Below are 26,661 nucleotides of genomic sequence, written 5' to 3' on the forward strand. Positions count from 1 at the left end.
CTCCGGGGTCAGTGGGCGACGGCAGCGGCGCCGTGTTCGTCGATCAGCGCGCCGTTGTAGAAACGGTCGATGGAGAATGGCGCGGCCAGCGGGTGCATCTCGCCCTTGGCCAGGCTGGCGGCAAACACGTTGCCCGAGCCCGGGGTGGCCTTGAAGCCGCCAGTGCCCCAGCCGCAGTTGAAGAACATGTTCTTCACCGGGGTCTTGGAGATGATCGGGCAAGCGTCGGGGGTGGTGTCGACGATGCCGCCCCACTGGCGGTTCATGCGTACGCGGGAGAGGATCGGGAACATCTCGACGATCGCCTGCAGGGTGTGCTCGATGACCGGGTACGAGCCGCGCTGGCCGTAGCCGACCCAGCCGTCGATGCCGGCGCCGATCACCAGGTCGCCCTTGTCGGACTGGCTGATGTAGCCGTGCACGGCGTTGGACATGATCACGCTGTCGATGATCGGCTTGATCGGCTCCGATACCAGCGCCTGCAATGGGTGCGACTCCAGCGGCAGGCGGAAGCCGGCGAGCTTGGCCATGTGCCCGGAGTTACCGGCGGTGACCACGCCGACGCGCTTGGCGCCGATGAAGCCCTTGTTGGTCTCGACGCCGATCACCGCGCCGTTTTCCTTGCGGAAGCCGATCACTTCGGTCTGCTGGATCAGGTCCACGCCCAGCGCGTCAGCGGCACGGGCATAGCCCCAGGCCACGGCATCGTGGCGAGCCACTCCGCCACGCCGTTGCACGGTGGCCCCGAGGATCGGGTAGCGGGTGTTCTTCGAGCAATCCAGATAGGGGATCTCGGCCGCTACCTGTTCGGTACGGATGAGCTCGCCATCGACGCCGTTGAGGCGGTTGGCGTTGACCCGGCGCTCGGAGTCGCGGATGTCCTGCAGGGTATGGCACAGGTTGTAGACGCCACGTTGGGAGAACATCACGTTGTAGTTGATATCCTGCGAGAGGCCTTCCCACAGCTTCATGGCGTGCTCGTACAAGTGCGCAGACTCGTCCCACAGGTAGTTGGAACGCACGATGGTGGTGTTGCGGGCGGTGTTGCCGCCGCCCAGGTAACCTTTCTCGATCACTGCGACATTGGTGATGCCGTGCTCCTTGGCCAGGTAGTAGGCGGTGGCCAGGCCATGGCCGCCACCGCCGACGATGACCACGTCATAGACCTTTTTCGGCGTCGGCGTGCGCCACATGCGCTGCCAGTTCTCGTGGTGGCTGAGGGAGTGCTTGAAGAGGCCGAAGCCCGAATAACGTTGCATGGTGTTCTGCTCCACTCAGCGGTAGACCGGGAAGTCGGCGCACAGCGCGGCGACGTTCTTGGCCACATCGGCCTCGACATCGGCGTCGCCCAGGTTGTCCAGCACATCGCAGATCCAGCCGGCCAGCGCCACGCACTGGGCGACCTTGAAGCCGCGGGTGGTGACGGCCGGGGTGCCGATGCGCAGGCCCGAGGTGACGAACGGCGACTGCGGGTCGTTGGGCACGGCGTTCTTGTTGACGGTGATATGGGCGCGGCCCAGGGCGGCGTCGGCGTCCTTGCCGGTCAGGCCCTGGCGGATCAGGCTGACCAGGAACAGGTGGTTGTCGGTACCGCCCGACACCACGTCGTAGCCGCGCTCGATGAACACCTGGGCCATGGCCTGGGCGTTTTCGATGACTTGTTTCTGGTAGGCCTTGAACTCGGGCTCCAGTGCTTCCTTGAAGCACACCGCCTTGGCGGCGATCACGTGCATCAGCGGGCCGCCCTGGGCACCGGGGAACACGGCGGCGTTGAGCTTCTTCTCGATCTCTTCGTTGGACTTGGCCAGGATCAGGCCGCCACGCGGACCGCGCAGGGTCTTGTGGGTGGTGGTGGTGACCACGTCGGCGAAGGGGATGGGGTTTGGGTACAGGCCGGCGGCGACCAGGCCGGCGACATGGGCCATGTCGACGAACAGCAGCGCGCCGACTTTATCGGCGATCTGGCGGAAACGCGGGAAATCCAGGGTCTTGGAGTAGGCCGAGAAGCCGGCGACGATCATCTTCGGCTTGTGTTCCACGGCCAGACGCTCGACTTCGTCGTAGTCGATCAAGCCGGTTGCGGTGTCGATTCCGTACTGCACGGCGTTGTACAGCTTGCCCGAGGACGACACCTTGGCGCCGTGGGTCAGGTGGCCGCCGTGGGCCAGGCTCATGCCCAGGATGGTGTCGCCGGCCTGCAGCAGGGCCAGGTACACGGCGCCGTTGGCCGAGGAGCCGGAGTGCGGCTGGACGTTGGCGTAGTCGGCGCCGAACAGCTGCTTGGCGCGCTCGATGGCCAGCGCCTCGACTTTATCCACATGTTCGCAGCCGCCGTAGTAGCGCTTGCCCGGATAGCCTTCGGCGTACTTGTTGGTCAGGCCGCTGCCCTGGGCCTGCATCACGCGCTTGCTGGTGTAGTTCTCCGAGGCGATCAGCTCGATGTGATCTTCCTGGCGCTGTTCCTCGGCATTCATCGCCGCCAGCAGTGCGTCGTCGTAACCCTGGATCTGGTCTTGCTTGCTGAACATCGTGTATCTCCCGGCAGCGATCGTTTCTTGTCTGGTGAGGGTTTTCCCACCCTTTGCAGCGATGGTATGACCGGGCACGGCGGTACAGATGCCTGCGCGCGCCTTGCAATGGCGCGTTTACGACATTGTTCAAGGCACTGTGGAAAACAGCGCGGGAGCGGGCTTGCCCCGGATGGCCTCATCGCGGGCAAGCCCGCTCCCACGAGGCCTGCGCTGCCTTTGGACAACCTGTATAGGCAACCGCCGAATCGATGGTTTAGAGTGCGTGCCTGCGTCGTAAAAAGGACAGGCGTCATGACCAACAACAACCAGCAATTCGCCAGCGACAACTATTCCGGCATCTGCCCCGAAGCCTGGGCCGCGATGGAAAAGGCCAACCAGGGCCACGAACGCGCCTACGGCGACGACCAGTGGACCGAACGGGCCTCGGAGTACTTCCGCAAGCTGTTCGAGACCGACTGCGAAGTGTTCTTCGCCTTCAACGGCACCGCTGCCAACTCCCTGGCACTCGCCTCGCTGTGCCAGAGCTACCACAGCGTGATCTGCTCCGAGACCGCTCACGTCGAGACCGACGAATGCGGCGCGCCGGAGTTCTTCTCCAACGGCTCCAAGCTGCTCACCGCGCCTAGCGTCAACGGCAAGCTCACCCCCGAGTCGATCCGCGAAGTGGCGCTCAAGCGCCAGGACATCCACTACCCCAAGCCGCGGGTGGTGACCCTTACCCAGGCCACCGAAGTGGGCACCGTCTACCGCCCCGACGAGCTCAAGGCGATCAGCGCCACCTGCAAGGAGCTGGGCCTGAACCTGCACATGGACGGCGCGCGCTTCACCAATGCCTGCGCGTTCCTCGGCTGTTCGCCGGCCGAGCTGACCTGGAAGTCTGGCGTCGATGTGCTGTGTTTTGGCGGCACCAAGAACGGCATGGCGGTGGGCGAGGCGATCCTGTTCTTCAACCGCGACCTGGCCGAGGACTTCGACTACCGCTGCAAGCAGGCCGGGCAGTTGGCGTCGAAGATGCGCTTCTTGTCGGCGCCATGGGTCGGGCTGCTCGAAGACGGCGCGTGGATGCGCCATGGCCAGCACGCCAACCACTGCGCGCAGCTGCTGGCGTCGCTGGTGAGTGACCTGCCGGGGGTGGAGCTGATGTTCCCGGTTGAGGCCAACGGGGTATTCCTGCAGATGCCGGAACCTGCGCTGGAGGCGTTGCGCAACAAAGGCTGGCGTTTCTATACCTTCATCGGTAGCGGTGGTGCTCGGTTCATGTGCTCGTGGGATACCCAAGAATCCCGCGTGCGGGAGTTGGCGGCGGATATCCGCGCCATCGTTGGTGCCTGACAGACCCTAATCGCGGGGCAAGCCCGCTCCCACGCAACTGTCGTGGGAGCGGGCTTGCCCCGCGATTGTTTTACAGCCTGAACCCACCCATCTGTCGCGCCAGGTCATCGGCCAAACCACGCAGCGCCTGGCACTCCTCGCGGCAATCCTGCACCTCGGCCGCCGTCTGCCGCGCCAGGTCGGAAATGCCCTGTACCGTCCGGTTGATCTCCTCGGTCACCGCCGACTGTTCCTCGGTGGCCGTGGCTACCTGCTCGTTCATGCCGCTGATGCGCTCGACCTGATCGGTGATCGCGCCGAGCGAGGTACCAGTGCGCTGGCTCGACTCGACACCGTTGCCGGTGGCCGTTTGCCCGGCCTGCATCGACGCCACCGCCATGCCTGCGCCCTGCTTGAGACGCTGGATCATCTGCTGCACTTCGTCGGTGGACACCTGGGTGCGGCGCGCCAAGGTGCGTACTTCATCGGCGACAACCGCGAAGCCCCGGCCCATCTCACCGGCCCGCGCTGCCTCGATGGCGGCGTTGAGCGCCAGCAGGTTGGTCTGCTCGGATATGCTGCGGATCACCGCCAGCACCTCATCGATCGAGGCAACCTCGTCGGCCAGCTGGGTCACGGCCTCGGCGGCGCGGCCGATCTCCCCGGACATGCCCTCGATGTTGTGGATCGAGCGGCGCACCACCTCCCGCGCCTGCAGCGCTTCGTCCCGCGCCGATTGCGAGGCGTGGGCGGCGGAGCCGGCGTTCTGGGCGATATCCTGCACGGTCAGGCCCATTTCATGCACCGCGGTGGCGACCATTTCGGTCATCTCCTGCTGGCGGCCCGAGCGCTCGGCGGTGTTGTCCACCACCTGGGTCACCTGCTCCACCGACCGGTGCAGGCGTTCGGTGGTGCGCAGCACCTCGCCAATCAGGCCGCGTTGACTGTCGAGAAAGCGGTTGAAACCCCGGGCCAGATCGCCCAGTTCGTCCTGGCGCGCATCGTCCAGGCGATGGCTGAGGTCGCCCGCGCCACCGCCGATCTGCACCAGCGCCGCTGTGACCTGGCGGATCGGCCGTACCAGCCCGCGCGCCAGCAGCACCACCAGCAACAACGAGATCAGCGCCACGGCGCCGCCAATCAGGCAGGTCTGCCAGATGGCCTGGCGCGCCTGGGCGTAGATCTCGGTTTCCGGCACCTCGGCCACCAGCGTCCAGTTCAGGTCGCGCAAGGGCAGGCCCAAGGCCAGGTAGTCCTCGCCATCACGTTGGAAACGGCTGCTGCGCAGGCCCTCGCCGCCCATCAGCACAGCGTTTGCCGCCTCGACGTCCAGCTGCTCGGCAAGTTGACGCTTGCCGCTGAACTGCTGGTCGGGATGAACCTGGATCAGCCCGTCGTTGCGCACCAGGAACACCTTGCCGTGCTCGCCGAAGCTGAAGTCGTGGATCAGCTTGGACAGCTCGGTCATGCGCAGGCCCATGCCTGCCACGCCCACCAGCTGGCCGGCCTTTTCCACGCGATAGTCGATGAACAGCGCCAGTTCCCCCGTGGAGCCATCGATGTCGATGTTCAGCATGCGTTCGGCGCCGCTGTCGATGTAGCCGTAGAACCAGTTGTCCTTGGGATTGGCACGGCTGAGGGTGCGGTCCAGGCCTTTTTCGTTGTAGTAGTTGCCGCTCACCGTGGAGGCGAACAGGGTGGTAAAGGCGTGGTTGCGCTGCTTGGCGGCGTCGAGGTATTCGATGAACGCCTGCAGGGCGGCGGGATCTTCACCGGCAGCCAGCCAGTCGCGCAGGAGGGTGTTGCCGGCGATATCCGCGGCCGCCACCAGAGGGCGGCCGAGCATGCGCTCAATATCGTTGCGGATGGCTTCGATGCTGGCCGGCAAGGCCGTGTCCACCAGATAGCGCTCGGTGAGGCGGTTGAGCGCCACCGTATAGATCGCCACCACCACCAGGATGCTCGCCAGCAGGGCGGCGCCCATGCTTGCGATCAGTTGCCACTGGATGCTCCGCTGCCAGATGCGCATGTGCCACTCCCCGATAATTATTGTTTTTCGGGAAGTGTATACACTTAAGTATCCAGTTGTTCCAGTGATCTGCGACAGACTGGACGTCCGCATCGCGGGGCAAGTCGGGTCGCCGCATCGCCGCTCTCACGAAGGCGCACGACGACGTCAGTCAGACGTCGGAGACGGCCTTGCTGATAGCATCGACCGTAGCGTCGATCTGCGCCTGGGTGCGCTCGAGGGTGCGGTCGTGCTCGCGCTGCAGTTCGATCTGCTTGGAGCACAGGTTCAGGGCTGCCAGCACCAGCAGCTTGTCGCCGATCAGGGTCGGGTAGCTGCGCTTGGTCTCGGCCAGGGCGACATTGAGCATGCGCACGGCCTGGTTCAGGGTTTCTTCCTGGCCCTCGGGGGCCTTCAGCGAATAGTCGTTGCCCAGGATCGACACGACGTTGACCGGCTGCGCTTGCAGTCTCATGCGTTCACGACACCTGCGCTGGCGCGCTCGACCAAGGCCTGGATGCGCGCGGCGGTGGCGCCGTGCTTCTCTTCCTGCTCCATGAGCGACAACTGCAGGCTGTCGTTCTCTTCCTTGGCTTGCGCCAGTTCCTGGCTGAGGGTGGCGTTCTGTTCGGCCAGCTGTGCGTTCTTGTGCATCAGGTCGCTGACCAGTTGCTCGAGTTGATTCAGGGAAGTTTCCAACATACGTCTATCTCGGTTGTTGCAAAGGGCGCACACGATAAGGAAAAACCTGCGCCCCCGCCATTAAATATCGGATTCAAAAGGTGTTCGCCGGGTTGAGGTTGACCCAGGATCAGCCCCCTTGTTCCGACCTGGGTCAACCGCTGGTCAGGAAAATAGTTAGCTGCCTCACAATTTCATCAAGTCAGCCTAAAGACTGGCCGGTCACGACCGATAGGCAGGCAGGTCTTCTTCCGTCGCATGGATCGCGGCACCTCCTCTGCCTTGGAAACCGCCTCCATGTCCTTACGCAATATGAATATCGCGCCCCGCGCGTTGCTCGGGTTCGCCGTGATCGGTGTGCTGATGCTCGGCCTGGGTATCTTCTCGCTGATCCAGATGGGCAACATCCGCCAGGCCGGCGTGACCATCGAAGAAGTCAGCGTGCCCAGCATCAAGACCCTCGACGAGCTGACCGCACTGAACCTGCGCCTGCGCACCCTCTCCTACCGCCTGCTGCTCAACCGCGAGCCGGCCACCCAGCAAGACACCCTGCGCCTGCTGGACGAGCGCAACGCGCAGATCGACAAGGCGCGCCGCGCCTACGAGCCGCTGGTGACCGCCGCCGACGAGAAGGCCGCCTTCGACCAGTACGGCCTGCTGCTCAACCAGTACCGCCAGCTCGAGGCGCGCATGCGCAGCCTGAGCCAGGCCGGCGACCTCGATGCCCTGCGCGAACTGCTCAACCGCGACCTGCTGGACAACTCCGAGCAGATCAACAAGGTCATGGACGCGCTGGTGCGCATCAACACCGAGCAGACCAGCGCCACCAACGCCCAGGCGGCCGAGCAGTACAGCGGCGCCTTCACCCTGGTCATCAGCCTGCTGGTAGCGGCCACGGTGCTGACCTTGCTGTTCGCCTTCCTGCTCACCCGCAGCATCGTCAAGCCCATCGACGAGGCGCTCAAGGCCGCCGAGCAGATCGCCGAAGGCGACCTGACCCATGGCATTCACGCCGACGGCACCGACGAGGCCGCGCGCCTGCTCAAGGCCATGGCTAAGATGCAGGACAAGCTGCGCGACACCCTGCAGCTGATCGCAGGCTCCGCCACCCAGCTGGCCTCCGCCGCCGAAGAGCTGAACAGCGTCACCGACGAAAGCGCCCGTGGCCTGCAGCAGCAGAACAACGAGATCGAGCAGGCCGCCACCGCCGTTACCGAAATGACCAGTGCCGTCGAAGAAGTGGCCCGTAACGCGGTCAGCACTTCGGAAGCCTCCAGCGAAGCCAGCCGCTCGGCCGGCGATGGCCGCGACCTGGTACTGGAGACCGTGGGCGCCATCGAGCGCATGAGCGGCGATGTGCAGGCCACCGCCAAGCTGATCGCACACCTCGCCGAGCAGTCCCGTGATATCGGCAAGGTGCTCGACGTGATCCGCGGCCTGGCCGACCAGACCAACCTGCTGGCGCTCAACGCCGCCATCGAGGCCGCCCGCGCTGGCGAGGCAGGCCGTGGTTTTGCCGTGGTTGCCGACGAAGTGCGTGCCCTGGCTCACCGCACCCAGCAGTCCACCAGCGAGATCGAGCGGATGATCGGCAGCATCCAGGGTGGCACCGAGCAGGCCGTGGACTCGATGCGCACCAGCACCGAGCGCGCCGAATCGACCCTGAACATCGCCCGTGGCGCGGGCCTGGCACTGGACACCATCGCCGGCGCGGTGGCGCAGATCAACGAGCGCAACCTGGTGATTGCCAGCGCCGCCGAGGAGCAGGCCCAGGTGGCCCGCGAGGTGGACCGCAACCTGGTGAACATCAACGACCTGTCGGTGCAGAGTGCCACCGGGGCGCACCAGACCAGCGCGGCAAGTGCCGAACTGTCGCGGCTGGCGGTGGATCTGAATGGGTTGGTGGCGCGATTCCGTACCTGATCCTCAAACGCATCGCGGGGCAAGCCCGCTCCCACCAGCCTCACTGCGTGGGAGCGAGCTTGCCCCGCGATCGCATCCGATCGAGGATCAATACTCGATCCGCACATCCCCCTTTGGCACGCTGCAGCACGACAGGATGTAGCCCTCGGCCTCGTCCTCCTCGGTGATCCCGCCGTTGTGCTCCATCTCCACCTCGCCGCCGAGCTTGAGCACCTTGCAGGTGCCGCAGATGCCCATGCCGCAGGCCTTGGGGATCATCAGCCCGACCTTGGCCGCCGCCGCATGCACGGTTTCGCCCGGGGCCACGCGGATGCTCTTGTCACTGCCGACGAACTCCACCAGGTTGAGGTCGGCTGCATCCACTTCCGGCGCATCGGCCGCCGCTTCGGCGTGCTCCACTGCGTCGGCCTTGGCTTCAGGCGGCGTCGCGCCGAACGATTCCTCGTGGTAGTTCTTCATGTCGAAGCCGACCGCTTCGAGCATGCGCTTGACCGCGCTCATGTAGGGCGTGGGGCCGCAGCAGAAGATGGTGCGCTCAAGGTAGTCCGGGGCGATCAGCTCCATCAGCCGCTGGTTGAGGTAGCCGCGATAACCCGCCCACGGCTCGCCCAACCCGTGCTTCTCGCAAATGATATGCAGGCTGAAGTTGGGGATGCGCGAGGCCATCTGTTCCAGCTCGCGGTGGTAGATGATGTCTTTCGGCGAGCGGGCGCTGTGCACGAAGACCATGTCGACATTGGCGTTGGTGTCGTAGAACCAGCGCGCCATGGACATCACCGGGGTGATGCCGACGCCGCCGGACAGATAAAGGGTCTTGCCGGCCGGGAAGTCGATGGCGTTGAACAGCCCCACCGGCCCGTGCACCGGCAACTCGGCGCCTTCGTGCATGGTGTCGTGGAGGAAGTTGGAGACCAGCCCGCCCGGCACCCGCTTGACGGTGATCGAGAAGCTGTAAGGCACCGACGGCGAGCTGGAGATGGTGTACGAACGCATCACCGGCTTGCCTTCGATCTCCAGCTCAAGGGTGACGAACTGCCCGGGCTTGAAGAAGAACATGATCGGCTGGTCGGCCATGAAGCAGAAGGTGCGCACGTCCCAGGTTTCCTGGATGACCTTGACGCAACGCACGATGTGGCGGCCATTGGCCCAGGTCTGGGTGGTAACCGGATTGAGGAAGGTATCGGACATGTTCATCTCCAGCAGCCGACTGTCGGCCTTTCTTATGGCTCCGATAATGCGCATAGCGCCGTCTACGTACATTCCCATCCGCGACATCGGCGTGCTTATCGCGACCAGCCCCGCGCTACAAGGGCTGGCGCGTCGGAATTCGATGCGGCCATGTCGCCCGTGGATATGGTCCTTTCCCGGCCCGGACGCACACTCCTCGGCAAAACAACACGCTGTTTATCCCAAAGAACAGCCTTGCGGCACTACAACAACGATTAGCCACTTCAGCCGGCCGCACGCGGCCACGAGGACCACACGATGGACGTCACCGCAACCCTGAGCCTGGGCGATCCACTGGAACCTGCACGCAAGGCCACCGCCGAGATGCTGCAGACCCGCGAGCGCACCTACTCGCTGCCGCAACCGTTCTACTGCGATGAGCGCCTGTTCCAGATCGACATGCAGGAGATCTTCCACAAGGAGTGGCTGATCGCCGGCATGGTTTGCGAGATCCCGACCAAGGGCAACTACATCACCCTGCAGATCGGCAAGAACCCGATCATCGTGATACGCGGTGCCGAAGGTAAGGTGCATGCCTTCCACAACGTCTGCCGCCACCGCGGCTCGCGCCTGTGCGTGAGCGACAAAGGCAAGGTGGCCAAGCTGGTCTGCCACTACCACCAGTGGACCTATGAACTCGATGGCCGCCTGCTGTTCGCCGGCACCGAGATGGGCGCCGACTTCGACATGAACCAGTACGGTCTGAAACCGGTGAACGTTAAGGTGGCCGGAGGCTACATCTTCATCAGCCTGGCCGAGAATCCGCCGGCCATCGACGAGTTCCTCGCCACCCTCGACCACTACATGGAACCGTACGACATGGAGAACACCAAGGTGGCGGTGCAGACCACCTTGATGGAAAAGGCCAACTGGAAGCTGGTGCTGGAGAACAACCGCGAGTGCTACCACTGCAACGGCTCGCACCCGGAGCTGCTGAAAACCCTGCTGGAATGGGACGACACCAACGACCCGCGCGCCAGCCAGGAATTCAAGGATCACGTGGCCGCCTCGGCCGCTGCCTGGGATGCCGAGAAGATCCCTTACCTGCACAAGAGCCATGGCCTGCGTAACCGCATCGTGCGCATGCCGCTGCTCAAGGGCACCGTGTCGATGACCATGGACGGCAAGGTGGCTTGCAAGAAGCTGATGGGGCGCATCAAGAACCCGGACCTCGGCTCGATGCGCATCCTGCACCTGCCGCATTCGTGGAACCACTGCATGGGCGATCATATGATCGTGTTCACCGTGTGGCCGATCAGTGCGCAGGAGACCATGGTCACCACCAAGTGGCTGGTGCACAAGGATGCGGTGGAGGGGGTGGATTACAATCCTGAAGAGATGCGCAAGGTGTGGGACGCCACCAATGACCAGGACCGGCGGTTGGCGGAGGAGAACCAGCGGGGGATCAACTCCACGGCGTATCAGCCGGGGCCGTATTCGAAAACTTACGAGTTTGGGGTGGTGAATTTTATTGATTGGTATAGTCAGCGACTGTTGAACAACTTGGGGGCGGAGCCGGCGCCGTATCTCAAGGAAGTTCTGGCACAGTAGCGAGAGCATCAGCCATGCCTGCGCCTATTGGCAGCAGGCGTGGCTTTTGAAATGCAGGACGTGTATTCACTTATGACTCATAAACCACATATTGCGTAGAAAAATGCAATACCAATAATCATTACTTAACTTCAGCTGACTTCTAACCCCCGCCACCCGCCTCAACATCAAAATCAACTATAGCTGACTCCTCGTAATTGGGCTCCTCTCGGACATCTGAAGCATGCTTTGCTAAAACTTTTTTCTGCCTCGCCCTGTCTAGATCCACACTATTCACCCACGCATCCAGACCACTTGAACCAATAGCACTTAACATGGCAAAGCCTTTGATAATATCGGCATCTTTAGTCACCCAATCTCTCGCCATGGTCTGGAATGTATCGACAGGGTCTGTTACAGTCGGAGCGTTCCTCTTAACAATCTCGCTAGTGCCCAAGAGACCCAACGATAAACCCTTTAACGCCCTACTAGTAATCTCGGGATACTTCATAGGATCGCTCCAGGGGCGAGCCGAGCCACTCACCCTCTGCTTCCACCATTTCAAGCCGATATTTACAATATCAAACGAGACCTTTGCGCCGAGATAAAGAGTGGCAATCTGCGACGCAAACCTTCCACTCGAGTCAACCCTGTTTATCGGGTCACGAACACAATATGCATAAGTATTGGCTCCACCTTTACCGAAAGGACTTAGCCTGTCAGGTGAGTGAAAACACATCAATGCTGGATTGTAGACCCTATAGCCATTGCCCAGGGAATACCAACCTACTGCGGGCTCGCATAGCTGGCCGGTGAAACCGAGACTTGGCTTCGCGGTGAGCCCATGCTTGTAACCATATGGCAAGTACGCGGCAGTGCTATTGCATGCACCAAACCGGGCAAGTGGACTGTGTAGGCGATCAACTGCCAGTAGTGTGCTCGACATTAACCAGAACTCCTACAAGGAAATGACAACCGATGAGGTCGATGCCTGTCCCGCGAAGGGCCTGCACAGCCCTGTAGCAGGCCTACTCGAAGCACGCTATCACCGACGCTAATTTTTGATAACTGGTAAAAATGCCAGGTCAGCGGCAAGCTGCCTGACCTTCACCTCAATTGTTATCCACAAGATGTCTAGGTGGCGGCGGCTGCGAGCCAACGGATCAAAAAATGATCAACTTGCTGAACGCCATGTAAATCGGGGCTCGTAGCACTCATCAAACATGTTATCCACAGAGACGCCAACAGCATTTGTTGAAAACAGTCAGCTAACCATCACGCACTCTGTGGATATCATCCGCCAGACCCTTTGCCGCATAGCTTTACAGTATCCTGAACAGCGTTGCTCATTTTCTGAACAACTACATGCAAGCCAACAAATACGCTGGTTTCAAGCATTTCTTTACATATTATCCACAGGCCGACCAACAGTATTTGTGGGCAAATACCGGCTCACGGCCTCCAATCTGGATTAATGCCCTGCAACTCGCCAAAGCCTGGACTGATTATTTTTTGACCAGCCGGCTGTACGCCTTGAATCTCGCACACTCCAGCAAATGGCGAACACTTTATCCACAGTGTGGCAAACAGAAACGGTGGGCAAAAAGCAACGATCGCCCCTACAGTCGACACGCAAGGCCAGTAGGAGCGGAGCTATACGGAGACGACGTGCCCCCTGGTGGCATCAACGCAGGACCCCCTCCTCCACCAACAACTTGAGGATCGCTTCGGCGCCCTCCTCTGGAGAGACATCCTTGAGCACCTTGCCGCCCCCGCCACTGGCCTTGGCCGTGGCGGCCTTCATGCGATCGGCGCCGCTCTTGGCCTTGATCACCTTGAGCCGCTTGGGGCGTGGGCGGGCCGGTTGCAGGGCATCTTTGGCCAGCAACGGATCGTCCACAACCTCTACAGTGCGCGCCGCCAGCACCCCACGCCGGGCCGGGCCGAAGGCTGATTGTCGTGGCTTGGGCGCGGCGTTATCCACAGTCGCCAGCAATGGCAGGCGCACTTTCAGGCGACGCCGCTGGCCGCGTGGCAGTGCCTGCAGCACCTGGGCAGTGCCGTTGTCGATGGACTCGACCTCGGCCAACCCCACCACCAGCGGCCAGCCCAGTTTCTCGGCCAGAAGGAATGGCAGCATGCCCGAGCCTTCACCGGTTTCGGCCTGGCTGCCGGCCAGCACCAACTGGGCGCCAGCATCGCGCAGGTAATCGCCCAGCACACCCAGCACATCGGCGCCAGCAGGCTGTTCCAGCACATCCAGATGATCCAGCCCCATCCCCAGGTAAGCACGCAGCGCCTCTTCGTGGGGATCTCCGGCATGCACCACCTGCAAGTTATCCCCAGCCAGCTGCAGGCCCAGTTCGACGGCGCGGGCATCCTGCTCGGCGCGACGGGCGCGCCCGGAACTGGGGTGGGCACCGATGGAAACCAGGCTGATGACTTTCGTACTCATGCGCGTGCCCCTATGCCGCGTCGCGCTGGCCGCCGCTGCGGAAGTTATCCACAGCCTCGATCAGTGCCTGGAGAATCGCCGAGCTGTCGCCAATCACCGACAGGTCGGCCCGTTTGATCATGTCGCATCCCGGGTCCATATTGATCGCCACCACCTTGTCGCAGGCGCCGATGCCCTGCAGGTGCTGGATGGCGCCGGAGATACCCACAGCCACGTAAACCCGTGCGGTAACCCAGGTGCCGGTAGCGCCGACCTGGCGGTTGCGCGGCATGAAGCCGTCATCCACCGCCACCCGCGAGGCGCCTTCGGTGGCGCCCAAGGCAGCGGTGGCCTGGTGATACAGGTCCCAGTCCTTGACGCCGTTGCCGCCGGATACGATGAACTCGGCCTCTGCCATGGCGATGGCCGCCGGGTCCACGGCCACCGAGCCGAGGTCTTCGATGCGCGACAGGCTGCGCGCCACGCCTGTGGACAACTCCACTGGCAGGGCTTCATGGCGGGTTTCACTGACCGGCTCGGCGCATTCGGCGGCGGCCAGGATCAGCCTCGGCATGGCGCGCTGGATATCTTGCTGGCCCGCGCCAGCACGGCCGATGCACTGGCCATCCTTGACCTGCCACACCCTTGTTGCCGGGCGCTCACCCAGGGCCGCGGCGAAGCGTCGGCCCAGCTCTCCGCCGCCGCTGCGGCTGTCAGGCAATAGCCAGTGGCGTGGTGCGAACTGGTTATCCACAGCCCGCAGGCCCTGGACCAGTTGTTCCGGTGCATAACCCTCGAAGGCCTCACCCTCGACGACCAGCAGGCGGTCGACGCCGGCTGTGGAAAAGTTGCTTTCCTTGTGCTCGCCGAACACTACGGCCAGCACCGCACCGTCGCTACCGGCCAGGCTGTGGGCCAGGCCCAGCAGGTCGCGGTCGTGGCTGCCGAGACGACCGCCGACCATGTCCGGGACCACGGCGATATAGAACGCAGGCGCGGCAACTTGGTGCAGCGGCAGCTGCACCTCGGCGGCGGCTGTGCGCCGCCCACCCACACCGGTGCCCTGCTGGGCGCCGCTGCGGTCGATACGCTTTAGGCCGTTGGGGCCGATGAAGCCGGCAGCAATCGCATGGGGATTCTTGCGCATCAGCCCATTGGTGCCCATCCAGCTGGTTTGTTGCGTCTGCATGGCCGCATGCAGCGGGTGCAGGCGGTTACGGGCGATCCACTCGGCGCGTGGGTCACGGCGGATGATGTCGCTCATCAGTGCACCTCCGCAGGTTCACGTTTGGCCGCTGGCGACTTTGCGCTGGCTGGGGCCTCATCTTCGATCAGTACATCGGCGACCAGCTCGGCCAGGTCCTTGATCTGCGGGCGCGGTTCGACCACGCCTTCGAGCATCGCCGTGCACTGCGGGCAGCCCACGGCCACCAACTCGGCCTCGGTCTCGCGGATATCGTCCATGCGCATGTCGGGGATACGCTGCTTGCCGGGGATATCGGTGATCGGCGCACCGCCGCCTCCGCCACAGCAACGGGAACGGAAGCCCGAGCGCTGCATTTCGCGTACCTCGATACCGAGGGCCTTGAGCACGTCGCGCGGGGCTTGGTACTCGCCGTTGTAGCGGCCCAGGTAGCAGGGATCGTGATAGGTGACGCTGCCGCCCTTGTGCTGGCCGAGGTTGAGCTTGCCGGCGGCGATCAGTTCGGCGATGTAGGTGCTGTGGTGCTGCACCTGGTACTCGCCGCCAAGGGCGCCGTATTCGTTCTTCAGCACATGGAAGCTGTGCGGGTCGCAGGTGACGATGCGCTGGAACTGGTACTTGGCGAGGGTCTGGATATTGCGCTTGGCCAGTTGCTGGAAGGTCGCTTCATCGCCCAGACGGCGCGCCACGTCACCGCTGTCTCGCTCTTCCAGGCCGAGCACGGCAAAGTCCACTCCGGACGCCTTGAGCACTTTGACGAAGGCGCGAAGGGTGCGCTGATTGCGCATGTCGAAGGCGCCATCGCCGACCCAGAACAGCACCTCGGTGGTTTTCACCTCTGAGAGCAGCTTCAGGTTGAGGTCAGCCGCCCAGTTCATCCGCCCGCCGGGGGCGAAGCCGCCGGGGTTGTCGGTGGCAATCAGGTTGTCCAGCACCTCGGCGCCCTTGTTCGGCGTGGCGCCCTTTTCCAGGGTCAGATGGCGGCGCATGTCGACGATGGCATCGACGTGCTCGATCATCATCGGGCATTCCTCGACGCAGGCGCGGCAAGTCGTGCACGACCACAGCGTCTCGGCATCCACCAGGCCGTTGACGATCGGCTGGTGCGGGTGGCCGCCATGCTCGCCGATCGGCTTGCCCGGGTACGGGCTGCCGGCGAAGCGCGCGTCGGTGCCACCGGCCAGGCCGATGACCATGTCCTGGATCAGTTTCTTCGGGTTCAGCGGCTGGCCAGCGGCGAACGCCGGGCACATGGCCTCGCATTTGCCGCACTGCACGCAGGCGTCGAAACCGAGCAACTGATTCCAGGTGAAGTCCACCGGTTTTTCCACGCCCAGCGGCGCATTCGGGTCTTCCAGATCCAGCGGCTTGAGGCCCGTGGAGCGGCCACCGCCAAAGCGTTCGGCGCGGCGGTGCCAGGCCAGGTGCAGGGCGCCGGCGAAGGCGTGCTTCATCGGCCCGCCCCAGGTCATGCCGAAGAAAAGCTCGGACACGCCCCACAGCACACCGATACCCAGCAGTGCCACCAGTACCCAGCCGCCCGTGCCTTCAGGCAGGATTCCCGCCACCGGCAAGGTGGCAATGAAGAAGCTCGCCGCGAACATCAGCAGGCTCTTGGGCAGGCGCATCCACGGGCCCTTGGACAGCCGGGAGGGCGGGTTCAGCCGGCGTTTGAAGACAAACAAGGCGCCACTGAACATGACCACCGTGGCCACCAGCAAGGCGTAACCGAGGATCTTGCTGTGCAGGCCAAAGCCATGCACCAGGATCGCCAGCACGGCCGAGAGCACGAAGCCGCCGGCGGTGGCCACGTGGGTCTTGGACATGTACTTGTCGCGCTCGACCACATGATGCAGGTCCACCAGGTAGCGTCGTGGCATGGCCAGCAGGCCGCCAAGCAGGTCGACCTTGCTCGGCCGCCCGCGCCGCCACATGCGCACCCGGCGCAGGGCGCCGAGCACCGCCAGGGCGAGGGCGGTGAACAGCAGGATGGGTAGAAGGGTGTTCAACATGGGAGGCTCCCACAACAGCGGTAAGCGTGCGCCGGTCCCTGTGGGAGAGGTCGGTGGGAGCGGGCTTGCCCCGCGATAGCGTCCGATCGGCCAATCAGGTTGCACCTGCTGGCGCTATCGCGGGGCAAGCCCGCTCCCACCGTGTTCTCCCTACAGGAACCGCGTTGGTCCTGGGCTCAGAAATCCTTGCACAGCCGCAAGGCGTCGTAGATCGCCGCATGCACGTTGCGCTGGGCCACGCAGTCGCCGATGCGGTACAGCAGATAGCCCTCGCCCGGCTGGCTGAGGATCGGCTGCGGCTTGATGGCGAACAGCGCCTCCACGTCGATCTGGCCCTTGTTGCGCGAACCGTCTTTGAGCGCGTAGTACAGCTGCTCGTCGGGACGCACACCGTTCTCCACCACCACCTGGTCGACCACCCGTTCTTCCTTGGCGCCGGTGTACTCGTTCTCGAGCACCGCCACCAGCTTGTCGCCTTCGCGGTAGACCTTCTCCAGCATCATGTCGCCGGTCATGATCACTTCTTTCGGGTACATGCTGCGGTAGTAGGTCGGGAAGGTGGTGCCGCCCATGGCCACGCCCGGTTTGATGTCGTCGGTGACGATCTCGACCTGGCTGCCCTTGTCGGCAATGAAGTCGGCCACCGACATGCCGGTGAATTCGCAGATGGTGTCGTACACCAGCACGTTCTTGCCCGGCGCGACCTTGCCGTCGAGCACGTCCCAGCTGCTGACCACCAGGCCTTCGGCAGCGCCCCAGTGCTCGTTCTGTTCAAGGAACGAGTGCCCACCCACCGCCAGCACGATCACATCCGGGCGCAGGTCCTGGATGGTCGCCACGTCGGCGGCAGTGCCCAGGCGCAGGTCGACCTTCAAGCGCGCCAGCTCCAGCTGGTACCAGCGGGTGATACCGGCAATCTGGTCACGCTGCGGGGCCTTGGCGGCGATGGTGATCTGCCCGCCAATCTGCTCCTTCTTCTCGAACAGAGTTACGTCGTGGCCACGTTCAGCTGCCACGCGGGCCGCTTCCATGCCGGCCGGGCCTGCGCCAACCACCACCACCTTGCGCTTGACCCCGGTGGTCTTCTCGATGATGTGCGGCACGCCCAGGTATTCACGGGAGGTAGCGGCGTTCTGGATGCACAGCACATCCAGGCCCTGGTACTGGCGGTCGATGCAGTAGTTGGCACCGACGCACTGCTTGATCTGGTCGATCTGGCCCATCTTGATCTTGGCGATCAGGTGCGGGTCGGCCATGTGCGCGCGGGTCATGCCGACCATGTCCACGTAGCCGCCTTCGAGAATGCGCGTGGCCTGGTTCGGATCCTTGATGTTCTGCGCGTGCAGCACCGGGACCTTGACCACTTCCTTGATGCCGGCCGCCAGGTGCAGGAACGGCTCCGGCGGGTAGCTCATGTTGGGGATGACGTTGGCCAGGGTGTTATGGGTGTCGCAGCCCGAGCCAACCACGCCGATGAAATCGAGCATGCCAGTGGCGTCGTAGTAGGCGGCGATCTGCTTCATGTCCTCGTGGCTGAGGCCATCGGGGTGGAACTCGTCGCCGCAGATACGCATGCCCACGCAGAAGTCGTCGCCGACTTCCTTGCGCACGGCCTTGAGCACTTCCAGGCCGAACTTCATGCGCCCTTCGAAGGTGCCGCCCCATTCATCGGTACGCTTGTTGACCCGAGGGCTCCAGAACTGGTCGATCATGTGCTGGTGCACGGCCGACAGCTCGACACCGTCCAGGCCGCCCTCCTTGGCCCGACGCGCAGCCTGGGCGTAATTGCCGATCACCCTCCAGATCTCTTCCACCTCGATGGTCTTGCAAGTGGCGCGGTGCACCGGTTCACGGATGCCCGATGGTGACATCAGCGTTGGCCAGTTGAAGCCGTCCCAACGCGAGCGCCGGCCCATGTGGGTAATCTGGATCATGATCTTGGCGCCATGCTTGTGCATGGCGTCGGCGAGGTTCTGGAAGTGCGGGATGATGCGGTCGGTGGACAGGTTGACCGAGGCCCACCACTCCTGCGGACTGTCGATGGCCACCACCGACGAGCCACCGCAGATCGCCAGGCCGATCCCGCCCTTGGCCTTCTCTTCGTAGTACTTCACATAGCGGTCGGTGGTCATGCCGCCATCGGTGGCATACACCTCGGCGTGCGCGGTGCTGAGCACGCGGTTGCGGATGGTCAGCTTGCCGATCTGGATCGGCTGGAACATTGCTTCGAAGGCCATGACGCTATCTCCGGCTTACAACGGCTTTGTAACGAACAGGCCATCTTCGTGGCCTTCTTCCGACCCGCCGTAGACCTGCTCGGCCACGGTGCGGATCGAGCTGCCGCGAGCGGCGAGAATCTGGTCCATGGCGCCGGCGAACCAGCCGGTGAACATGTAGTCGACCTTGCGGCCGCACTTGCCGTACACGTACACGAACGCCGAGTGCTTGAGCTTGACGCTGCAGGTGCCTTTATCCAGGTCGATGTCCTGGATCTCGAACAGGCCCCAGCCACGCTGGCTCAGGCGCTTCATGTAATGCTCAAACACCGCCACGCCTTCGAGGCCATGGCATTCGGCTTCCTTCTCGCACCAGTGCCAGGCGGACTTGTAGCCGGCCTTGTAGAGGATCTCGGCATAGGCGTCGGCGCCCAGCACTTCCTCGATGCCCATGTGGTTGTTGACGAAGAAATGCCGCGGCACGTAGAGCATCGGCAGGGCGTCACTGGTCCAGACACCGGTCTCGCTGTCGACTTCGATTGGCAATTGCGGGGCGATCTTGGCCATGGAAACTCAACTCCATACAAATTTTTATTGGTGTGCCCCGGCGTTGCTGGCAGGGGCTTTCAGACTTGGAGAGCGGCTTACTCGCCCCAGACGTCTTTCAATACGTTGACCCAGTTTTCGCCCATGATCTTGCGTACCACGCGCTCGGAATGGCCACGCTTTAGCAGCGTCTCGGTCAGGTTGGGGAACTCGCCGACGGTGCGGATGCCCAGCGGGTTGATGATCTTGCCGAAATTGGTCAGGCGCCGGGCGTAGCCCTTGTCGTGCGTGAGGTACTCGAAGAAGTCCTGGCCGTGGCCCTGGGTGAAGTCGGTACCGATACCGATGGCATCTTCACCGACGATGTTCATGGTGTATTCGATGGCTTCGGCGTAGTCGTCGATGGTCGAGTCGATGCCCTTGGCCAGGAACGGCGCGAACATGGTCACACCGACGAAACCGCCGTGGTCGGCGATGAACTTCAACTCTGCGTCGGACTTGTTGCGCGGATGTTCCTTGAGGCCCGAGGGCAGGCAGTGGGAATAGCAGACCGGCTTCTTCGACTCGAGGATGACTTCCTCGGAGGTTTTCGAGCCGACATGGGACAGGTCGCACATGATGCCGACCCGATTCATCTCGGCGACGATCTCGCGGCCGAAGCCCGACAGCCCGCCGTCGCGCTCGTAGCAGCCGGTGCCGACCAGGTTCTGGGTGTTGTAGCACATCTGCACGATGCCCACGCCCAACTGCTTGAACACCTCGACGTAGGCGATCTGGTCCTCGAACGCGTGGGCGTTCTGGAAGCCGAAGAGGATGCCGGTCTTGCCCAGTTCCTTGGCCTTGCGGATGTCGGCGGTGGTACGCACCGGCATCACCAGGTCGCTGTTTTCGCGGATCAGCTTCTGGCTGGAAGCGATGTTGTCGACAGTGGCCTTGAAGCCCTCCCACACCGACACCGTGCAGTTGGCCGCGGTCAGCCCGCCCTTGCGCATGTCCTCGAACAGCTCGCGGTTCCATTTGGCAATGATCAGGCCGTCGATGACGATGCTGTCGGCGTGAAGTTCGGCTGGGCTCATCAGGCTGTCCCCTTTTATTGAAGTTTGCAGACGCCGAACCTTGTGCCGACGCTTTGGGGCCAGCATATGCCTGCGGCCCGAGGCGCCCCGATGCAAAAACGACAGGGGGTTTGCCGAAAGCGTCAATGGCTGACCTGGCACGCTCTAACGCGCCCCTCGGCAATGAGAGCGAGTCTCGACAACGCTGTTTCATGAACATTTTCTCGGGGAGCTATCGCCCGGGCCTGGGCTGAGCGAGAATCCAGCGACTCGCAGCCTCTTCAGGAGAAACCCGATGAAATCAATGGCATGGCTGGTCTTGCTGGCAGTGGCTTTCGGCGCGCACGCCGCCGAAGAGGAGAGTACCCCCTGCGACAACGTCGAGACCGACCAGCAGGGCTATGCCTGCGCCGCCTACAACAAGCAGACCGCCGAACGCGAGCTGAAGGCGGCCTATGACGACCTCATGCAGCGCATTCGCGACCAGTACGCGGATGAAAGCGACAAGGCCGCGGCGCTGAGCGGCAAGCTGGAAGCCGCCGAGAAACTCTGGACGCAGCTGCGTGACGCCGACTGCAAGGTCGAGACCTGGGCCGAGAAACCCGGCAGCAAGGCGTTCGAGGCGGCGTGGGACACCTGCGTGGCGCAGCGTAGCGATGAGCGCTCTGAGTACCTGCAGGGCATCGGCCAGCAATGACCTTTTGCCCGCGACGGGCCGCCAAGCGGCCCCCGGGGAGTTTCTGCGCCGGGCGCTAGCGCCTGAAGTCAGGCCGCAGCTCCTGGCCATCGATGCTCAGCGTCTTGTAACGCGGCGCCACCAGCTTCACCGCCCCCTCGCGAATACCGTTGGCCAGGCCTTCGAGGTTTTCCATGTTGCCGCTCAGGCTGCCCACCTCACGCCACTCGCGGTCCTCCCAGGTGAAGACGAACAGCTGCGATGCATAGGTGTGCCGGGGGATCATCAACACCTCGTTGTGCCCGTCGCCATCCAGGTCGACTGCCCACAGGTAGCAGCCCTTGCCACCGCACTGGCTTTGCGCAAGCGTGGCGTCGGCCAATGACTCGCTGCTCGATTGCACCGACCCGAGCCACTCGAACTTCGGGCCATGGTCTTCGGCCACTGTCGGTTGACGCACCTGGGCCATCTGCGCCAGCAACTGCTGGCGGCGGCCCGCATCGAACAGCTCATCCGTCTGCAGCCGCTGCTCGAGCTGCTCGAAGGCTTCACGCCCCGGCTGGCCGAGGTCGCGATACAAGGTCTCGGCGTCGAACTCGGTGATCGGCGTGTGCCCGTTGACCAGGCGCTGCACCTGGCTCCTCGCACTCAATGCCTGCGGATCGAGCAGAGGCGTATAGAACACCACCACCAGCAGCGCACTGAGCAGGGCGATCCATGGATTGCTCAGCCGCAGGCTGTGCAGCCAGGCCTGGCGCGAACCCAGCACCGCCCATACCGCCGCCAGGCCATGCGCCAGCATTACGGCCACCAGCATCGACGCCATGATCCGTGTCGGTGTCAGCCCGTACTGGTCGATACGCAGCCAGCTCGCATAGGCCGCCAGGCCCACCAGCACCGGCAGGCACAGCAGGCTGGCCTCCACCAGGCGCTTGAGCGGCGCGGGGTAGACGCTACCTTGCCGGCCATCCTGGAACACGCCGTTGACCAGGAACAGGTTGATGCCCGCCAGTACCAACAGAAGAGTGGTCGAATAGCCGGTGTCCCACACCGGTTGCAGGCCGGAGAACGGCAATGTCAGGGTGAACAGCACGGCGATCAGCGCGCTGAGCGGCAGCAAGAAGCGGCACAGCGTCAACAGGATGCCGCGCAGCAGGCCGATGATCTTTTCGTTTTCCCGGCCCATGCGCATGCCCAGCGAAAACACCACCGGCAACACCAGCCAGAGAAACACCGGTGACTCCACCGCGTCCTTGACCTGCGCAACGCCCAGCATGCTGAACAGCAGCGCGCACAACCACAGCAGTTGCCAGAACAGTCCGGTCAGCAGCTGTGCCAGGAAGACGATGAAAACGTTGTTCCAGGCATGCCGGAACAGGTCTTCGTAGCGCGGGCGCAACCCTTCGCCGGTCGGCCAGGCGAGAATGAACGCGGTTCCGATATAGGCCAGCACGATGGCGGCCAGGCACCAGGTCTGCTGCAGCCAGTCCATATGCCCGGTATCGAGGAGCCAGGCACTGATCCCGCTGAGCAGCACGGTCAGGCCCAGTACCAACCAGCCGGTGCCACGCTGCAGCACCGCGCTGCCAAGCAACTGCAGGTTCACGCCCGCTACCGCCACCGCGACGCACAGGGCTACCGACAGGCTGAAACCCAGCAGCTGACCCTCCCCCTTCACGGTGGTGAGCCACACCAGGCCCTGGATCAGGCCGATGACGACGTAGAACAATAAGGAGCGACTTGGCGCTGGCATTGCAAATCCTTTTGGCCAGTGAGGTAGGAGGCGCGCAAGTCTACCGAAACCGGCTCGTACCACGCCAAGGCCTTTACCTTGCGGGCTGGCGGAAGCCAATTATCACAACGCCATTCCCTCACGAGCGCGGCGGTGTAGAATCGGGCTATTCATCGCCAGACATCCCCGGCGGGTTTATGAGCTCTGGTCGAGCCTGCGGCGATCCCGCGCGGTCCTTCGACCCCCATCCGTGCCTGTGGCAACCGGCCTTCGGCGTTTTTAGGACAAGAGAAGCTCACTCCCTTATTTGGCTTTGCGCGAAAAGTCGCCGAGCGGCGATCAGGCAAGGCGAGAACAGGCGAGGAAGCGGAGTTGACTGGTTGTCAATGCGCATTCCGAGCCTGTTTTCAACGCAGCATGATCGTCGCGCAGGCATTTTTCGCGCAAAGCCAGTGACCTGATTAAGCCGCCAGGAGCGCTATATGCCTGATTATCGTTCCAAGACCTCCACCCATGGCCGCAACATGGCCGGCGCCCGTGCCCTGTGGCGCGCCACTGGGATGAAGGACGAAGACTTCAAGAAACCGATCATCGCCATCGCCAACTCGTTCACCCAGTTCGTCCCGGGCCACGTGCACCTGAAGGACCTGGGCCAGCTGGTTGCCCGCGAGATCGAACGCGCCGGTGGCGTGGCCAAGGAATTCAACACCATTGCCGTGGATGACGGCATCGCCATGGGCCACGACGGCATGCTGTACTCGCTGCCCAGCCGCGAGATCATCGCCGACGCCGTCGAGTACATGGTCAACGCCCACTGCGCCGACGCCATCGTCTGCATCTCCAACTGCGACAAGATCACCCCCGGCATGCTGATGGCCGCCCTGCGCCTGAACATCCCGGTGATCTTCGTCTCCGGCGGCCCGATGGAAGCCGGCAAGACCAAGCTGGCCAGCCACGGCCTGGACCTGGTCGACGCCATGGTCATCGCCGCCGACTCCTCGGCCAGCGACGAGAAGGTCGCCGAGTACGAGCGCAGCGCCTGCCCGACCTGCGGTTCGTGCTCCGGCATGTTCACCGCCAACTCGATGAACTGCCTGACCGAGGCCCTGGGCCTGGCCCTGCCGGGCAACGGCTCCACGCTGGCGACCCACTCCGACCGCGAGCAGCTGTTCCTTACCGCTGGCCGCACCATCGTCGAACTGTGCAAGCGCTACTACGGCGAGGGCGACGCGTCCGTGCTGCCGCGCAGCATCGCCAACTTCAAGGCGTTCGAGAACGCCATGATGCTCGACATCGCCATGGGCGGCTCGACCAACACCATCCTGCACCTGCTGGCCGCGGCCCAGGAAGGCGAGGTGGACTTCGACCTGCGCGACATCGATCGCCTGTCGCGCAAGGTGCCGCAGCTGTGCAAGGTGGCGCCGAACATCCAGAAGTACCACATGGAAGACGTGCATCGCGCAGGCGGCATCTTCAGCATTCTCGGCTCGCTGGCCCGTGGCGGCCTGCTGCACACCAACCTGCCGACCGTGCACAGCGCCAGCATGGAAGAAGCCATCGCCAAGTGGGACATCACCCAGACCGATGACGAAGCCGTGCACACCTTCTTCAAGGCAGGCCCGGCCGGTATCCCCACGCAAACCGCGTTCAGCCAGTCGACCCGCTGGGAAACCCTGGACGACGACCGCGAAAACGGCTGCATCCGCAGCTTCGAGCACGCCTACTCGCAAGAGGGCGGCCTGGCCGTGCTGTACGGCAACATCGCCCTGGACGGCTGCGTGGTGAAGACCGCCGGCGTGGATGAGTCGATCCACGTGTTCGAGGGCAACGCGAAGATCTTCGAAAGCCAGGACAGCGCGGTACGCGGCATCCTCGCCGACGAAGTGAAGACCGGCGATATCGTCATCATCCGCTACGAAGGCCCGAAAGGCGGCCCGGGCATGCAGGAGATGCTCTACCCGACCTCGTACCTGAAGTCCAAGGGCCTGGGCAAGGCCTGCGCGCTGCTCACCGATGGCCGCTTCTCCGGCGGCACCTCGGGCCTGTCCATCGGACATGCCTCGCCGGAAGCCGCCGCAGGCGGCGCCATTGGCCTGGTTCGCGATGGCGACAAGGTGCTGATCGACATCCCCAACCGTTCGATCAACCTGCTGGTCAGCGATGAAGAGCTTGCCGCGCGTCGTGTCGAGCAGGACAAGAAGGGTTGGAAGCCGGCGGAAGTGCGTCCACGCAAGGTTACTACCGCATTGAAGGCCTATGCCCTGCTGGCCACCAGCGCCGACAAGGGCGCGGTGCGCAACAAGGCAATGCTCGAAGGGCTGTGATGGCCTGAAAAAAGCCGGCGCCTGGTGCGCCGGTTTTTTTATGTCTGCGAAGCCCCGCGATTGCTCTACTGAATCTGCTCCGGCGTCACAATCACCCAGTTCTTGTCCGCCGTCACCGGCAAACCTTCCTTGGCCTGGGCCGCTGCATTCTTCGCGATCATGCCGTTGAGCTGATCCATGTACTTGGCCTTGCGGTTTATCCACAGGTGGATGCCGCCTTTGTTCACATCGACGCCATGGAACTGCATGTAGCCATCGCTCGTCGGGGTGTCGCCCCCCACCAGCACCGGTTTCTTCCACTCATCGATGTAAGTCAGGATCGCCGCCTGCTTGCCCGCCATCCAGGTAGCCGGCGTCCACAGGTACGGGGTCAACTCCAGGCCCTCGTTGGCCTTGGGATCGTACTGCCCGGCGCTGATCTGCTTGCGTGCGGTGGTCAGTTGGCCATTGGCCCGGTCCTTGAGCAGCAGGCTCACACCGATCACGTTCTGTGGTTTGACGTTGTAGCCGTACTTGGGATCGGAGGCGACCATGCGTACCAGCTCTTCGGACGCCGCCGAGATCACATAGACCTCGATGCCGTTCTCCATCAGCTTGTTGTACAGCTCGGCCTGGCCAGTGAACACCTTCGGCGGCTGCACCTCGATACTCTTGACCTGGTCGCCCTCGAAGTAGGTGCTGGGGATCGGCTTGCCCGAGGCCATCAGCTCGTCGACCTGCTGCTTCAGTTCCTTGAGAGTGAAGCCCGAGAACACTTGGGCCACCCAGGGGTAGCAGACCATGTCGTCGAGTTCGCACAAGCGGTAGTAGTAACTGAACAGGCTCTCCTTGTGCTCGGCGCTGTCCTTGAACGGAATCAACTTGAGCGAGGGATCGAGCTTGTCGCGGGTCAGCAGGCCCTTGTTTTCCATGAACGGCAGCAGCGCCTCTTCGAGGTCGAAGCGGTAGCTGGTGTTGTCCATGTCGAATACCGCGTAGTTACCCTTGTTGGCGTTGGCGGCAATCATCGCGTCGAGCTTCTGTGCGGCTTCGGCCGGCCAGTGCTTGAGCTCGGTGGCCGCCCAACTGCTGGCACTGAGCAACAGGGCAAGGCCGCCGGCAAGGATTTTCGGAGCTGACTTCATGTGCGGTTCTCCCAAGGACGTGGCCGCTCAACCCTAGACCTGATTTGTGACAGGCAGGCATGCGCCACCGACCTCGAAGCAACCGCAAACGCCATGTGTATTGCCAAAAACGACCAGGCGTTATTCC

General features: G+C 63.3%; 19 protein-coding genes and 4 pseudogenes. 6 read left to right on the plus strand and 17 right to left on the minus strand.

Features of this window, described 5'->3' with window-relative positions:
- Window positions 1–8: 8 nt before the first annotated feature.
- Together C3F42_RS15455 and C3F42_RS15460 are read right to left on the minus strand one after the other, a co-directional pair.
- A complete protein-coding gene (locus C3F42_RS15455) occupies window positions 9–1,259 on the minus strand; it encodes a sarcosine oxidase subunit beta family protein (protein WP_094011556.1) in 1,251 nt (416 codons plus the stop codon).
- Window positions 1,260–1,274: 15 nt separating this feature from the next.
- Complete coding sequence (locus C3F42_RS15460) at window positions 1,275–2,528, minus strand: serine hydroxymethyltransferase (protein ID WP_023631298.1); 1,254 nt, start codon at window positions 2,526–2,528, stop codon at window positions 1,275–1,277.
- A gap of 294 nt (window positions 2,529–2,822) precedes the next feature.
- On the opposite strand from C3F42_RS15460, the gene C3F42_RS15465 reads away from it, so the two are divergent.
- Window positions 2,823–3,863, plus strand: a complete 1,041-nt coding sequence (locus C3F42_RS15465; protein ID WP_094011558.1) for a low specificity L-threonine aldolase — start codon at window positions 2,823–2,825, stop codon at window positions 3,861–3,863.
- A gap of 70 nt (window positions 3,864–3,933) precedes the next feature.
- Here the strand turns inward: C3F42_RS15465 and C3F42_RS30285 are convergent, their stop codons facing one another.
- From C3F42_RS30285 to C3F42_RS15480, 4 genes and pseudogenes are all read right to left on the minus strand, one after another.
- On the minus strand, window positions 3,934–4,671 hold the full coding sequence (locus C3F42_RS30285) for a methyl-accepting chemotaxis protein (RefSeq protein ID WP_371920594.1): 738 nt from the start codon (window positions 4,669–4,671) through the stop codon (window positions 3,934–3,936).
- 174 nt (window positions 4,672–4,845) lie between these two features.
- Window positions 4,846–5,964 (minus strand): annotated as a pseudogene (locus C3F42_RS30290) (cache domain-containing protein); the annotation flags it as partial.
- A 58-nt stretch (window positions 5,965–6,022) separates the two neighbouring features.
- The gene (locus C3F42_RS15475) at window positions 6,023–6,325 is read right to left on the minus strand and encodes a cell division protein ZapA (RefSeq protein WP_023630184.1); all 303 of its coding nucleotides are present in this window, start codon (window positions 6,323–6,325) and stop codon (window positions 6,023–6,025) included.
- Window positions 6,322–6,552, minus strand: coding sequence for a hypothetical protein (locus tag C3F42_RS15480; protein ID WP_104444605.1), 231 nt, complete (start codon window positions 6,550–6,552; stop codon window positions 6,322–6,324). The genes C3F42_RS15475 and C3F42_RS15480 overlap by 4 nt, the downstream gene beginning before the upstream one ends.
- A gap of 342 nt (window positions 6,553–6,894) precedes the next feature.
- Here C3F42_RS15480 and C3F42_RS30295 point away from each other — a divergent pair.
- Window positions 6,895–7,551, plus strand: a pseudogene (locus C3F42_RS30295) (MCP four helix bundle domain-containing protein); the annotation flags it as partial.
- Window positions 7,552–7,857: 306 nt separating this feature from the next.
- A pseudogene (locus C3F42_RS30300) lies at window positions 7,858–8,454 on the plus strand (methyl-accepting chemotaxis protein); the annotation flags it as partial.
- Window positions 8,455–8,541: 87 nt separating this feature from the next.
- Here the strand turns inward: C3F42_RS30300 and gbcB are convergent.
- Complete coding sequence (gene gbcB, locus C3F42_RS15490) at window positions 8,542–9,642, minus strand: glycine-betaine demethylase subunit GbcB (protein ID WP_031314933.1); 1,101 nt, start codon at window positions 9,640–9,642, stop codon at window positions 8,542–8,544.
- A gap of 297 nt (window positions 9,643–9,939) precedes the next feature.
- Between gbcB and gbcA the strand changes: the two genes are divergently transcribed.
- Entirely contained in the window at window positions 9,940–11,232 is a 1,293-nt protein-coding gene (gene gbcA, locus C3F42_RS15500) for a glycine-betaine demethylase subunit GbcA (protein ID WP_104444606.1), read from the plus strand.
- A 142-nt stretch (window positions 11,233–11,374) separates the two neighbouring features.
- Here gbcA and C3F42_RS29945 read toward each other — a convergent pair whose 3' ends face one another.
- From C3F42_RS29945 to C3F42_RS15535, 8 genes and pseudogenes are all read right to left on the minus strand, one after another.
- Entirely contained in the window at window positions 11,375–11,722 is a 348-nt protein-coding gene (locus C3F42_RS29945; RefSeq protein WP_256586327.1) for a hypothetical protein, read from the minus strand.
- Between the two features lie 183 nt (window positions 11,723–11,905).
- Window positions 11,906–12,157, minus strand: a pseudogene (locus tag C3F42_RS29950) (RHS repeat-associated core domain-containing protein); the annotation flags it as partial.
- 738 nt (window positions 12,158–12,895) lie between these two features.
- The gene (locus C3F42_RS15510) at window positions 12,896–13,666 is read right to left on the minus strand and encodes an electron transfer flavoprotein subunit beta (RefSeq protein WP_104444608.1); all 771 of its coding nucleotides are present in this window, start codon (window positions 13,664–13,666) and stop codon (window positions 12,896–12,898) included.
- Between the two features lie 10 nt (window positions 13,667–13,676).
- Window positions 13,677–14,909, minus strand: coding sequence for an electron transfer flavoprotein subunit alpha/FixB family protein (locus C3F42_RS15515; RefSeq protein WP_104444609.1), 1,233 nt, complete (start codon window positions 14,907–14,909; stop codon window positions 13,677–13,679).
- Window positions 14,909–16,861, minus strand: coding sequence for a dimethylglycine demethylation protein DgcB (dgcB, locus tag C3F42_RS15520; protein WP_104444610.1), 1,953 nt, complete (start codon window positions 16,859–16,861; stop codon window positions 14,909–14,911). The genes C3F42_RS15515 and dgcB overlap by 1 nt, the downstream gene beginning before the upstream one ends.
- Window positions 16,862–17,037: 176 nt before the next feature.
- On the minus strand, window positions 17,038–19,098 hold the full coding sequence (gene dgcA / locus C3F42_RS15525) for a dimethylglycine demethylation protein DgcA (protein ID WP_038707195.1): 2,061 nt from the start codon (window positions 19,096–19,098) through the stop codon (window positions 17,038–17,040).
- Between the two features lie 15 nt (window positions 19,099–19,113).
- The gene (locus C3F42_RS15530; protein ID WP_012316656.1) at window positions 19,114–19,644 is read right to left on the minus strand and encodes a DUF5943 domain-containing protein; all 531 of its coding nucleotides are present in this window, start codon (window positions 19,642–19,644) and stop codon (window positions 19,114–19,116) included.
- Window positions 19,645–19,721: 77 nt separating this feature from the next.
- Window positions 19,722–20,699, minus strand: coding sequence for a dipeptidase (locus C3F42_RS15535; protein ID WP_094011566.1), 978 nt, complete (start codon window positions 20,697–20,699; stop codon window positions 19,722–19,724).
- A 274-nt stretch (window positions 20,700–20,973) separates the two neighbouring features.
- Between C3F42_RS15535 and C3F42_RS15540 the strand changes: the two genes are divergently transcribed.
- The gene (locus tag C3F42_RS15540) at window positions 20,974–21,375 is read left to right on the plus strand and encodes a lysozyme inhibitor LprI family protein (protein WP_023629701.1); all 402 of its coding nucleotides are present in this window, start codon (window positions 20,974–20,976) and stop codon (window positions 21,373–21,375) included.
- A gap of 55 nt (window positions 21,376–21,430) precedes the next feature.
- On the opposite strand, the gene C3F42_RS15545 is transcribed toward C3F42_RS15540, so the two are convergent.
- Window positions 21,431–23,107, minus strand: coding sequence for a DUF4153 domain-containing protein (locus C3F42_RS15545; RefSeq protein WP_094011567.1), 1,677 nt, complete (start codon window positions 23,105–23,107; stop codon window positions 21,431–21,433).
- Between the two features lie 461 nt (window positions 23,108–23,568).
- On the opposite strand from C3F42_RS15545, the gene ilvD reads away from it, so the two are divergent.
- A complete protein-coding gene (gene ilvD / locus C3F42_RS15550) occupies window positions 23,569–25,410 on the plus strand; it encodes a dihydroxy-acid dehydratase (protein ID WP_104444611.1) in 1,842 nt (613 codons plus the stop codon).
- A 65-nt stretch (window positions 25,411–25,475) separates the two neighbouring features.
- On the opposite strand, the gene C3F42_RS15555 is transcribed toward ilvD, so the two are convergent.
- Window positions 25,476–26,534 carry a phosphorylcholine phosphatase gene (locus tag C3F42_RS15555; protein ID WP_023629699.1) on the minus strand — a complete coding sequence of 353 codons (1,059 nt, stop codon included), beginning with the start codon at window positions 26,532–26,534 and terminating at the stop codon, window positions 25,476–25,478.
- Window positions 26,535–26,661 lie beyond the last annotated feature (127 nt).

It is taken from the genome of Pseudomonas sp. PONIH3 (assembly GCF_002934345.1).
GTDB classification, from domain to species: Bacteria; Pseudomonadota; Gammaproteobacteria; order Pseudomonadales; family Pseudomonadaceae; genus Aquipseudomonas; species Aquipseudomonas soli.

Coding starts and splice junctions, on each gene's coding strand:
- C3F42_RS15530 (WP_012316656.1), bottom strand. CDS start 19,644: ATGGCCAAGATCGCCCCGCAATTGCCAATCGAAGTCGACAGCGAGACC.
- C3F42_RS15545 (WP_094011567.1), bottom strand. CDS start 23,107: ATGCCAGCGCCAAGTCGCTCCTTATTGTTCTACGTCGTCATCGGCCTG.
- dgcA (WP_038707195.1), bottom strand. CDS start 19,098: ATGGCCTTCGAAGCAATGTTCCAGCCGATCCAGATCGGCAAGCTGACC.
- C3F42_RS15515 (WP_104444609.1), bottom strand. CDS start 14,909: ATGAGCGACATCATCCGCCGTGACCCACGCGCCGAGTGGATCGCCCGT.
- ilvD (WP_104444611.1), top strand. CDS start 23,569: ATGCCTGATTATCGTTCCAAGACCTCCACCCATGGCCGCAACATGGCC.
- gbcA (WP_104444606.1), top strand. CDS start 9,940: ATGGACGTCACCGCAACCCTGAGCCTGGGCGATCCACTGGAACCTGCA.
- C3F42_RS29945 (WP_256586327.1), bottom strand. CDS start 11,722: ATGAAGTATCCCGAGATTACTAGTAGGGCGTTAAAGGGTTTATCGTTG.
- C3F42_RS15555 (WP_023629699.1), bottom strand. CDS start 26,534: ATGAAGTCAGCTCCGAAAATCCTTGCCGGCGGCCTTGCCCTGTTGCTC.
- C3F42_RS15460 (WP_023631298.1), bottom strand. CDS start 2,528: ATGTTCAGCAAGCAAGACCAGATCCAGGGTTACGACGACGCACTGCTG.
- C3F42_RS15510 (WP_104444608.1), bottom strand. CDS start 13,666: ATGAGTACGAAAGTCATCAGCCTGGTTTCCATCGGTGCCCACCCCAGT.
- C3F42_RS15465 (WP_094011558.1), top strand. CDS start 2,823: ATGACCAACAACAACCAGCAATTCGCCAGCGACAACTATTCCGGCATC.
- C3F42_RS15535 (WP_094011566.1), bottom strand. CDS start 20,699: ATGAGCCCAGCCGAACTTCACGCCGACAGCATCGTCATCGACGGCCTG.
- C3F42_RS30285 (WP_371920594.1), bottom strand. CDS start 4,671: ATGACCGAAATGGTCGCCACCGCGGTGCATGAAATGGGCCTGACCGTG.
- dgcB (WP_104444610.1), bottom strand. CDS start 16,861: ATGTTGAACACCCTTCTACCCATCCTGCTGTTCACCGCCCTCGCCCTG.
- C3F42_RS15540 (WP_023629701.1), top strand. CDS start 20,974: ATGAAATCAATGGCATGGCTGGTCTTGCTGGCAGTGGCTTTCGGCGCG.
- gbcB (WP_031314933.1), bottom strand. CDS start 9,642: ATGTCCGATACCTTCCTCAATCCGGTTACCACCCAGACCTGGGCCAAT.
- C3F42_RS15480 (WP_104444605.1), bottom strand. CDS start 6,552: ATGTTGGAAACTTCCCTGAATCAACTCGAGCAACTGGTCAGCGACCTG.
- C3F42_RS15455 (WP_094011556.1), bottom strand. CDS start 1,259: ATGCAACGTTATTCGGGCTTCGGCCTCTTCAAGCACTCCCTCAGCCAC.
- C3F42_RS15475 (WP_023630184.1), bottom strand. CDS start 6,325: ATGAGACTGCAAGCGCAGCCGGTCAACGTCGTGTCGATCCTGGGCAAC.